At 40.2% G+C, this 311-nt stretch carries 1 protein-coding gene; it reads right to left on the bottom strand.

Translation table 11 applies throughout. The annotated features are described in order from the left end of the window. Positions 1 to 95: 95 nt before the first annotated feature. Positions 96 to 311, bottom strand: a 216-nt coding sequence (locus tag FC83_RS01970; RefSeq protein ID WP_156405554.1) for a helix-turn-helix domain-containing protein, incomplete at its 5' end; no start/stop codon positions are given.

Genomic DNA, 311 nt, shown 5'->3' with positions numbered 1-311 from the left:
GTCCTCAGTTTTTTCAAACACAATACTTGAATCTGTCGCCAATTCGTCATTAAGTTCTTTGATTGCCTGATAAATATCTTCCTGTCTGGCTTTTGCTAATGGCGATCTCTCCTTTCGATTTCTCGAACTTTTTTTGCCAAAGCTTCCCGGATCTCATTATCTTCAAGCCTTGCTTTAAGCAGTCTGTTTTCGATTTTGAGACGTTGAACTTCTGTTAATTCTTCTTCAGGAACCTTGCGGCCCCGTCTGTCTTTTAGACTGTCAGGACCACTTTCTCGATACTTTTTCAGCCAACTATATACTTGTTGGTA

It is taken from the genome of Agrilactobacillus composti DSM 18527 = JCM 14202 (genome assembly GCF_001436375.1).
GTDB classification, from domain to species: domain Bacteria; phylum Bacillota; class Bacilli; order Lactobacillales; family Lactobacillaceae; genus Agrilactobacillus; species Agrilactobacillus composti.
This window is presented reverse-complemented; position numbering and strand designations above follow the sequence as displayed.